The organism is Hoylesella timonensis S9-PR14 (assembly GCF_000762405.1).
Taxonomy (GTDB): Bacteria; Bacteroidota; Bacteroidia; order Bacteroidales; family Bacteroidaceae; genus Prevotella; species Prevotella timonensis_A.
The window spans coordinates 1-10,442 of the sequence record NZ_JRPQ01000025.1; the positions used below are offsets into that span (position 1 = coordinate 1).

A 10,442-nucleotide genomic window follows, 5' to 3' on the forward strand; every position below is an offset into this window, starting at 1 on the left:
GTGTATTTAGCCCTTCGTGGTTTTATTCAGTGGATATTATATAGAAATATGATTCCATGGTCAAGAATCTCATCTAAATAATTAAACATAATGTTTTTATAAACTGCCAAAATATTATATCTTTGCATTATGGATTTTTTATTTTTATCAGTAGGACTTATTTTTGGTGGAGTTTTTATCTTTTTGTTGATAAACGGTAAGAAAAAAGCTATTGAAACACAATTGTTTTTGGTCAAACAACAAATGGAGCAGGAACAGTTGGGTAAGCAAGAATTGGAGAAGCGCATAGAACTTTTGCACGAAGAAAAAGACTCGCTGCAAAACAAAATGATTCAAGGACAGATTGATTTCCAACGTGTATCTTCAGAACTTGAATCGCAAAAAATATTCCATTCCAAAGAATCGGAAATGCGACGTGAACAGTTTGAGCAACAACTTAAAACTGTTCAGGCTCAATTTTCTAATTTGGCAACACAGATATTAGAACAGACATCTGAGCGTTTGAAATTGACAAACTCAGAGTCACTGGAGCACATTACGAAGCCACTGAAAGTTAATTTGGAGCAATTGCAGCAAGCTATTCAACAAACAAATCATGAATCTATTAAAAATACAGCATCGCTGACACAGCAACTCAAAGAAATGAGTTTGCAAACAGAAAAAATAGAAAATTCGGCACATCAATTAACAAATGTCATACGAGGCGGTAATCAGGTTCAAGGGTCGTGGGGAGAGCGCATTCTGACAGACATCTTAGAGACACAGGGATATATTGAAGGAGTTGATTATGATATACAATATACCCTTACCAACGAGAAAGGAGATGCCGTTAGAAATGACGATACGGGAAAACGAATGCGCCCTGATGTGATTTTGCATTATCCTAATAATGAGGATGTTATTATTGATGCCAAAATGTCGATAGACGCGTATTACAAATATGTGCAGACAACAGAAGAAGGACTAAAGAGAAAATATGCTACAGATTTGGTCAATAGCATTCGAACTCAAGCTAAAAATCTATCAAAAAAAGACTATAGCAGTTATGTTCAAGCACCTCGGAAAGCGATAGATTTTGTCATCATGTTTGTTCCCAATGAGGGTGCGCTACAATTGGCATTGGCTACCGAACCTCGCTTGTGGGGGGAAGCGTTTGAAAAACAAGTATTCATTACAAGTCAGCAAAACCTCATGGCGATTCTGAAGATGATTCAAATAGCTTGGCGACAATATACACAAACAGAAAATCAGAAGCGAGTTTTTTCTTTAGCAGAGGAGTTGTTGAAAAGAGTAGGGGAGTTTATCAAACGTTTTGATAAGATTGATACGGATATCATCAATCTTCGTAAACATTATGACGAAGCATATAATAAAGCATACACAGGAAGACAAAGCATTGTGCAGAAAGCCAACGAACTAAAAGAGTTGGGCGTGAAAGAGAGTGCCAACCAAGCCATACCTGCAACGAAGCCCGATTTACAAACTATCACAAATAACGAAGAATGAAAATAAATAAGAAAAAGCTCCTGTTTGTCTGTCTTGGTAATATTTGTCGTAGTCCAGCCGCAGAAGGTGTGATGAAGTCAATTATCAATGCAAACAAAGCCAATGCGAATTATGAAGTTGATTCAGCCGGTATTGGCAATTGGCACGTGGGTCAGCTTCCTGACTCAAGGATGAGAGCTTGTGGGTTGAAAAGGGGATACGTGTTTAACAGTCATGCAAGACAGTTTACAAAGTCAGATTTTCAATATTTCGACTACATCTTCGTCATGGATCAAGAAAATTATCGACAAATTACTTCGCAGACTCAAAATGAAGACGAGCGCAAAAAAGTTTTGATGTTGGCTGACTACATAACGCAACATGCAAATGTAAAAATAATTGCTGATCCATATTATGGTAACGAAAAAGATTTCAACAATGCGCTTGATTTAATAGAAGATGCTTGCCAACAATTATTTGTGGCATTAGAGACTTCATAATAAGTACACAAATGCAATCTGAAGATAGCATTTATGAACCAATTGTTTTGTAGATATTTAAAATATTGTTATTTTTGCAAATAGTTTAATTAATTATTGAATATGAGTGTAAAAAGAGTTTATACCTTCGGTAATGGAAAAGCAGAAGGTAAGGCAGATATGAGAAATCTGCTGGGTGGCAAAGGCGCAAATCTTGCCGAGATGAACCTAATTGGCGTACCTGTTCCTCCAGGATTTACGATTACGACAGATGTTTGTAATGAATACTTTGAAAAAGGTAAAGAAGAAGTTGTGCAACTCCTGCAAGAGGATGTTATCAAGGCTGTGAAGCATATTGAGACATTGATGAGCTCAAAATTTGGTGACGTTGCCAATCCGCTATTACTTTCAGTTCGTTCTGGTGCTCGTGCATCTATGCCAGGTATGATGGATACTATCCTAAATCTTGGATTGAATGATCAAGTGGTAAAGGGATTGATACAGAAGACTGGCAATGAACGTTTTGCATACGACAGCTATCGCCGTTTTGTACAAATGTATGGCGATGTGGTTTTAGGTATGAAGCCCGTTAACAAAGAGGATATCGACCCCTTTGAAGCGATCATCATGGAAGTAAAAGAAAAGCGAGGTATTTTTCTTGATAACGAACTGACTGTTGACGACCTGAAACAGTTGGTAGTTCGTTTTAAGGAGGCGATAAAGAAACAAACGGGCAAAGCTTTCCCCGATGACCCAATGGAGCAGCTATGGGGAGCTATTTGTTCTGTATTTGACAGTTGGATGAACGAGCGCGCTATCCTCTATCGCAAGATGGAAGGCATTCCTGCAGAGTGGGGGACCGCTGTCTCTGTAATGGCAATGGTCTTTGGTAATATGGGTAACACTTCTGCAACAGGAGTTTGTTTCTCACGTGATGCAGCAACTGGCGAAAATCGTTTTAATGGCGAGTATCTTGTAAATGCACAAGGAGAAGATGTCGTTGCTGGTATTCGAACTCCACAACAGATTACAAAAGAAGGAAGTTTACGATGGGCTAAGCAACAGAATATAGAAGAAGCTGTGCGTGCCAAAAATTATCCTTCAATGGAAGAGGCGATGCCTGAGATTTATGAACAACTGAACAGTATACAAGACAAACTTGAAAAGCATTATCACGATATGCAAGATATGGAGTTTACTGTACAAGAAGGAAAACTCTGGTTCTTGCAAACTCGCAATGGTAAACGTACTGGAACAGCCATGGTTAAGATTGCTATGGATTTGCTTCACGAAGGAGAGATTGACGAAAAAACTGCTTTGTTACGCTGTGAGCCAAATAAACTTGACGAGTTATTGCACCCTGTATTTGATAAGGTGGCTCAGAGTACAGCCAAGGTATTGACAAGAGGACTGCCAGCATCTCCTGGAGCAGCATGCGGTCAAATTGTATTCTTCGCTGACGATGCGGTCAAATGGCACGAAGATGGCAGACAAGTGGTTATGGTACGTATGGAGACCTCGCCAGAGGATTTAGCAGGTATGAGCGCAGCTGAAGGTATTCTGACGGCTCGTGGCGGTATGACTTCACACGCTGCTGTTGTAGCACGCGGTATGGGTAAGTGTTGTGTCTCTGGTGCTGGAGCCATTAGTGTGAATTACAAAGAACGCTTGGTAGAAATCGATGGTGTTATCTTACGTGAAGGTGATTATATCTCTATCAATGGTTCTACGGGTGAGGTTTATCAAGGTCAAGTAGAAACAAGAGCCGCTGAGGTAACAGGAGATTTTGCAGAACTAATGAAGCTTTGCAATAAATATACTAAACTGGTGGTTCGTACCAATGCTGATACACCTCATGATGCAGAAGTGGCTCACAACTTTGGCGCAGTAGGAATTGGACTTTGTCGTACAGAACACATGTTCTTTGAAAACGAAAAGATTAAGGCCATGCGTGAAATGATTTTGGCTGATTCGCAAGAAGGACGAGAAAAAGCGTTAGAGAAGCTATTGCCTTATCAAAAGCAAGACTTCTATGGTATTCTCAAGGCGATGGACGGACATCCAGTGAACATTCGTTTGTTAGATCCACCGTTGCACGAATTTGTGCCTCATGACTTAGCAGGTCAGGAAGTAATGGCTAAGGATATGGGCGTAAGTGTACAATACATTCAGAACCGTGTTAATAGTTTGAGTGAGCTTAACCCAATGTTAGGACATCGTGGATGTCGTTTGGGAAACACCTACCCAGAGATTACTGCCATGCAAACAAGAAGCAATCCTCGGTGCTGCCATACAGCTAAAGAAAGAAGGATTTGATCCTCGCCCAGAGATAATGGTGCCACTCATCGGTATGGTCAAAGAGTTTGACGTTCAAGAGGATGTGATTCGCTCAACAGCCAAAGAACTCTTCGAGGAAGAAGGTGTTGAGATTCCATTCCACATTGGAACCATGATTGAGATACCACGTGCAGCTTTGACAGCAGATCTCATTGCCAAACGTGCGGAGTATTTTAGCTTTGGTACGAATGACCTAACGCAGATGACGTTTGGTTATAGCCGAGATGACATTGCCAGCTTCTTACCTGTATATTTGGAAAAGAAGATTTTGAAAGTAGATCCTTTCCAAGTACTTGATCAAGATGGAGTAGGACAGTTAATTAAAATGGCTGTAGAGAAAGGACGTTCCACACGTAAGAACCTGATGTGTGGTATCTGTGGTGAACATGGTGGAGAACCATCGTCTGTTAAATTCTGTCATCGTGTAGGACTTGATTACGTGAGTTGCTCACCTTTCCGCGTACCTATTGCCAGATTAGCAGCCGCGCAAGCAGCAGTCGAGGAATAGGGAGAAGAAACTTTTGTAAATATGTTTGGGTAGTCTTGCATTCGCAAGGCTACCTCAAACGTAAATATGAGGACAATAAAGATATGTTATCGAGATTTTTAGTAATTATTTTTAGTCTTGTTTTGGCTACAAATACTTATGCAGAAAGAGGTGCTAAGGTCGGAAATGTCACCATGGGATTGGATTACGAGCAAGCACTTGATTCTATACGGACAGAATTTGGAAAGCCTAACATGGTGAACCAAGATACGGTATTGTTCAGAAATTTATCTTATAGAGGGTTTGTTTTTGATAAAGTATTGTTTAAATTCAAAGCCGCCAAGTTCAATGAAGCCCGTTTTTTTATCTATGCAAAAAACAAAGCCGCTGCTGTCAAAGATTTAAGTAGGTTGTCAGAAGCTTTCAAGAAGAACTACTCTCTTGCAGAAGATTATGAAGATGGTTTGTTCTTTTACAAGGGTGGAATATCTCCTAAGGGGATAGGGCATTTGTTCACCATTTCAGTTGCAAAGAGACAAGGCACATGGAATACGGAATTAACCTTTGGACCTTTTTAAAAGATTTCCAAGCTTAATCACGTTTTTCAATGCATGCAAATGAAGCTTAACTGGAATATTGAAAGATTTAATTTATGTTAGAAAACATAATATATCCATAGAAAACTTGTAGGTAACAATAATATTTGTACCTTTGCATTGTGTTTTTCATGGTATTAGATTATTAAGGTTAATGAAGATTGATTGTCGTGAGACAATCAATTTTTTTGTATTCACTCTTTTTACCCGAGGGGTTGAACGATGCAACGCAAAAGCGTTGTACTATAAAATGAAGGAGGGATGTTGCATTCACCATTCGTTATCTGCTCACAAACTCGTCAAATTGTTTGTTCACTTCAAGCATCCATTCGGGAAGTTTCGCGATTGCGTTATCAATCAATTCTTTAGGCATGGTCTTGTAAAAAGCGTATGCCATGGGACCAGAAATGGCAGCCAAAGTGTCTGCATCACCGCCTAAGGCAATTGCCAACTTCAAACAGTCCGCATAATCTGTGCTTTCTAAGAAGCAAATTAGGGCAGCTGGGACTGTCTGTTGGCAGGTCTCATCAAAATCATAGTTGGGTTTTATACCTTGATAGGTCAAGTCCGACCAATTTGGGTAGTATTTTTCAAGTATATGCTCTCGAATAAAATCTTTGTTTTTCCCTTGCATACCGTAGAATATAGCCAAAGCAGTTGCTACTGCTCCTTTAATTCCCTCGGGATGATTATGGGTAGGCATCGCTGTCTGTGTAGCCAGTTCTATACATTCTTTGGCATCCTTAGCCATAAATCCAGCCGATGAAACCCTCATGGCACTGCCATTGCCAAAGGAATTATACGGAGGTTGAATATCTTTTGCTATCAGCCATCTTGCAAAACGTCCGCCAAATCCACGATATAAGTCTGCACGACATCTCTTCCAAAGGTTTTCAGTCATATTCAAATTCTTTATAAGTGCTTCTGCGCATGCAAACGTGCAAACAGTATCATCAGTATAAGTATTCGATGAAAGTAGTAAATTGACCGCATTATAATTTTTTGTTCGATTTTCAAATTCGTACGGCATTCCTGCGATGTCGCCAATTGCAGCGCTTAATAGTAGATTCTTCATAGTCAATATTTTTTTTGTTTAGCATTCTAAATCCTTGCCATCAATGGCTAAATTTCTCTTCAGAGTCGAGAAATAATAAAACTCCCTTTTGCAACACTTGTCATGTAAGACTCACATGGTTAATTTTACGGAGCAAACACACTCTCTTCCTCTCAATTGATAGTTATAGGTAAATGTATTGACAGAGTTGTAGATGGTATATCCATATTGTTGTTGATTCAAAATGTTTCTGATGTCAAGAGAAATTTTAATAGCTTTTTTTCTAAACGATAACCCCATATCCAACAAGCTCATTACCTTTGTTACATCTTTCGTCAATTCATTCTTGACAATGTCAGCAGAGGTGTCAAACGTGAAGCCATCGAATGGCATAATTCTCAAAGACACCTTGTGCTGCTGACTCAGATAGCTGTTGCTCTGATACTTTGTAGAAAGATAAGTCTTGGCAAACATTCCATGATAATCTAACTCCACATACTTAAAAGGTTGTGAAGTTAGTTTTGGAGCGAAAATCCAACTTTTCAAAGTGCATTTCTGCTGAACATCATTCTGCAAAGTCGTTTCTCGTTTCCATTGGTAAACACCATTTACTGAAATTTTGGTCTTGATAGGCTCTATAAATTTGGTGATACCGATTTGCTCCATCAAACTTCTTCCTGTATTTGGGGCGTATATTTTCGACATGGTGACGAGCGTTGAGCTTGCGTCTTGGTTCAAAAGCAAGTTGTTCTTTTCCTGATTATAAAGAAGGTCTACATTGAGGAACAACATTTTCAGTGGTATCTTATAGTCGTAATGAAGCGAGGCATTCAAACTTTTGTTGTCTGCCAATATACCAGAACCAATTTTCAGCGAGGTATCATTGATTCTGACAGGTGCTTTCAAGAAGTCCAGAATGTCACCAAAGTTACGGGCATAGAACAGATTGGTACGCAGCACAGAAAGGGAGCTTACCTTATAGTTGCCATACACGCTTGGGCAGATGGAATAATACCAAGTGCCAGCTGATGATGCCGACATGTGGTCTCTATGCGCTATATAGTCTATGCGCATCGGTATTTCCACTCGAAAGACATATTTGTATTGAGGATGCGAATACTCATATTGCGGTGCCAACGCCATTCTGAGGTTCTGCATACTCACGTCGTTGCCTTCATCTGTCGGCTGCAAGTTCGTCTTCACCTTATCTATATAGTAGTTCAACATCAATGGCAAATAGATGCGAGAGTTAAGATGCTTCTTCGATACAGAGATGGTGTTCTCCGTTTTGAACTTTTGTCCATTGGCATTTTGCACCACACCATCGGCAGTTTCCTTGTTAAGAGAAATCTTTCCCATCGGCGAACCTTGATATGACATGATAGATGTAACCGACCAACGTAAATTCTTGTGATACCACAAGGTGGAGAACTTGTTGTTCACATGAAACTCACGCATAGTTTGCTTTTGGTTAAAGAGTAACCCGTTTTCCCTTGTTGGCAATTCTGATGTTAGAAAAGAACCTGTGCCAGACAAAGTGTTTCTGAGATAAGTCTTATCCGAATTGTCTTTATATTCCAACAGAATGCTCGGACGATGTACAGTTAATAGAGGTGAATACGCTTGGGCAATCATGATATGATGATCTGCATCCGCATAATTTCTCGTCAAACTATAATCGTACTTACTTTTGGCATAGCTATAACCTATATTCCCTTTTAAGGTAACATCCTTTTGAATCTTTTTCAATAGGTTGAACGACACCAACCTGTCTGTTGGTGAAGCATATCTGTCAACATCAATAGGAGGTGTGGAAGCCGAAAGATTCCCCAATAAATGAGACACTGTAGAGGATGTCTCTTGCTTGGCAAAGTGATTCGTTCCGTCTGTCAAAGCAAACTGATTGATGTTGCCAACTTTTAGTGAAGCCAACATTTGGAAGTTTGACATGAAGAGCATTCCTGCACCATTCACTTCATACAAAGTATGCTTACCCACACCAAGCGACCCACCATAAGAGCCAACGGGTTTGAACTTTGCCTTGTTGCTCATTTTTACATTGATTGCTACGTTGTCGGAAAAGACATCCTTTTTGGCTTTCACAGCTTGATGGTTGCTCAACACTTCCACGGTGCTTACTAACGAAGCAGGAATGTTAGTGGTTGCTATGTTATAGCGTCCACCCAACAAATCCATGTTGTCAATGTAAAAATTAGAAATCTCTTTACCCAGATATTTGATGGAACCTTTGTCCTCTACTTCAATGCCTGGGAGTTTCTTCAAGGCATCTTTCAAAGTGTAGTCATTCTTTCCTATATACGAGGCTAAGTTGTAAGACAGGGTGTCACCTCGTTGGTAGATGGCAGGAGCTTTTACCACGACTTCTTTCAATGCAGTTGTTTTCTCTTTCAGGATGAAGTCGCACTTCTGTGAGATATTCTTGATTTCTCTCTTGGCCTTCTCATATCCAATGGTTTCGGCTGTAATGATGAGCTGTTTGGCATCTGTCTTCAGCGTTAACTGATAAGTTCCCTTTTCTGATGTTCGTGCAAAGGCTAAAGTTGCTTTGTCAGCAGTAGCCTTTACGATGACACCTTCCAAAGCCAAGCCTGTAGAATCACGCACAAATCCTGTAACTACACTTTGGGAAAAAGAGGAGTTACAGAGGCATGTCAACAGCATCAAAATCGAGAATATTCTCCTATTCATCAATGTGCAATGTTTACTTCAATTCCAGTGGAACATATCCATTAGGGCGAACTCTCAACACCACACCATTGATCAAGGTACGATGTCCGCCTTCCTCAGATTTCAGAACAATCATCTCGCTGATGGCTTCCGCAGGGATGTTGCCCATTGGATTTATCTCAAACTTGTTCTTCGCTTTAATGAATTGCTCTCTTGAAATATTGATGGGATTGGCGTATGGCTTCAAGTTCATCGGAGTGTTGGATTTACGGAACGTGATTGCCTTGAACTGATGTATGTTTTCTGCATCGTTAGCCGCCAATACTAATCCTGGCAAACCGCAAAGTTTCCAAGGTCCAAAGGACACAGGTATCTCAGAAGAATACCAAACCGTCCACGTTCTGCCACCATATTCTCCCACTGCCTTTTGACAAGTGTATCCACAGATCGTGTCAGTTTCCTCTGAAAGGTTCCAATTGATGGGTGTGGCGCTCTCGGTATAACTGTAGTAATTTGGTGTGATGATGCTATAAACAGTCAACTTACCTTTAGGTTCATTTTGGGAAACAGACTGGTCGAAGAGCATGTCGTTTCTCATTTCTTGTGCCTTGAACTTCTGGATGTCAGCTTCTGGAGCCTTGCAAGCTATGGCTGAGTCTGCCTGAAAGGTGGTATAATCAGAAAACTTTGCTGTGTTTCTGCCGATTTGAAGAATGGTAGAGGTCGCATCAATAGAACCTTTGGTGTTTTTTACTTGATACTCGTAGATGCACTCGTATTCATCTATGAGAGAAGAACTTGCATTCTGCCCGAATGCTACAGATGTTAAACAGACAGCAGCTGTCAATAAAACAAATTTTTTCATATTCTATGTTTTTTATAGTTGTTACTCATGTCATTTCGCTTGGCTTATAGGACAATTTATCAACGTGGAAGAGTCAACTTTTGAATTAGAATGATACTTCGCGTATAAAATTGATTCGCAGTTTTCAAATGCCATATATCCAATTTATGATAGCAAATTTACAAAAAAAATGCGATATATAAGCCCATATGAATAAAAAATGCTTTTTCGTTAGAAGAAAAATACAGAAAAATGGATGCCCTTGCGCATGCAACGGATAAAGGAAAAGTTGGAAATCCCTCTCAAACTATACCGGAATACCATAGGCTCCAAGTTCTTGCAACCGAGAAACACTATCATGAGTGATTTCAAATAGAGGGTGTATCATAAAGCAGAATTATGATACACCCTCTTGTTGTACACCCTTAGGGATTCGAACCCTAGACCCACTGATTAAGAGTCAGTTGCTCTA

The 10,442-nt window shown here is 39.9% G+C and carries 6 protein-coding genes and 1 pseudogene; 4 read left to right on the forward strand and 3 right to left on the reverse strand.

Annotated features, from left to right (window positions below):
* Positions 1–129 precede the first annotated feature (129 nt).
* The 4 genes and pseudogenes from HMPREF9304_RS01170 to HMPREF9304_RS01185 all read left to right on the forward strand — a co-directional run bounded on the left by HMPREF9304_RS01170 (position 130) and on the right by HMPREF9304_RS01185 (position 5,366).
* Positions 130–1,506: a DNA recombination protein RmuC gene (locus HMPREF9304_RS01170; RefSeq protein ID WP_036925978.1), complete on the forward strand. Its 1,377-nt coding sequence runs from the start codon at positions 130–132 to the stop codon at positions 1,504–1,506.
* On the forward strand, positions 1,503–1,985 hold the full coding sequence (locus HMPREF9304_RS01175) for a low molecular weight protein-tyrosine-phosphatase (RefSeq protein WP_197061622.1): 483 nt from the start codon (positions 1,503–1,505) through the stop codon (positions 1,983–1,985). Before HMPREF9304_RS01170 ends, HMPREF9304_RS01175 begins: the two co-directional genes overlap by 4 nt.
* A gap of 102 nt (positions 1,986–2,087) precedes the next feature.
* Positions 2,088–4,809, forward strand: a pseudogene (gene ppdK / locus HMPREF9304_RS01180) (pyruvate, phosphate dikinase).
* 83 nt (positions 4,810–4,892) lie between these two features.
* Positions 4,893–5,366 carry a hypothetical protein gene (locus HMPREF9304_RS01185; RefSeq protein ID WP_036925989.1) on the forward strand — a complete coding sequence of 158 codons (474 nt, stop codon included), beginning with the start codon at positions 4,893–4,895 and terminating at the stop codon, positions 5,364–5,366.
* 298 nt (positions 5,367–5,664) lie between these two features.
* On the opposite strand, the gene HMPREF9304_RS01190 is transcribed toward HMPREF9304_RS01185, so the two are convergent.
* From HMPREF9304_RS01190 to HMPREF9304_RS01200, 3 genes are all read right to left on the reverse strand, one after another.
* Positions 5,665–6,459: an ADP-ribosylglycohydrolase family protein gene (locus tag HMPREF9304_RS01190; RefSeq protein WP_036925981.1), complete on the reverse strand. Its 795-nt coding sequence runs from the start codon at positions 6,457–6,459 to the stop codon at positions 5,665–5,667.
* Positions 6,460–6,570: 111 nt separating this feature from the next.
* A complete protein-coding gene (locus HMPREF9304_RS01195) occupies positions 6,571–9,147 on the reverse strand; it encodes a peptidase associated/transthyretin-like domain-containing protein (RefSeq protein ID WP_231564430.1) in 2,577 nt (858 codons plus the stop codon).
* A 13-nt stretch (positions 9,148–9,160) separates the two neighbouring features.
* Positions 9,161–9,991, reverse strand: coding sequence for a GLPGLI family protein (locus tag HMPREF9304_RS01200; protein ID WP_036925984.1), 831 nt, complete (start codon positions 9,989–9,991; stop codon positions 9,161–9,163).
* Positions 9,992–10,442: the final 451 nt, after the last annotated feature.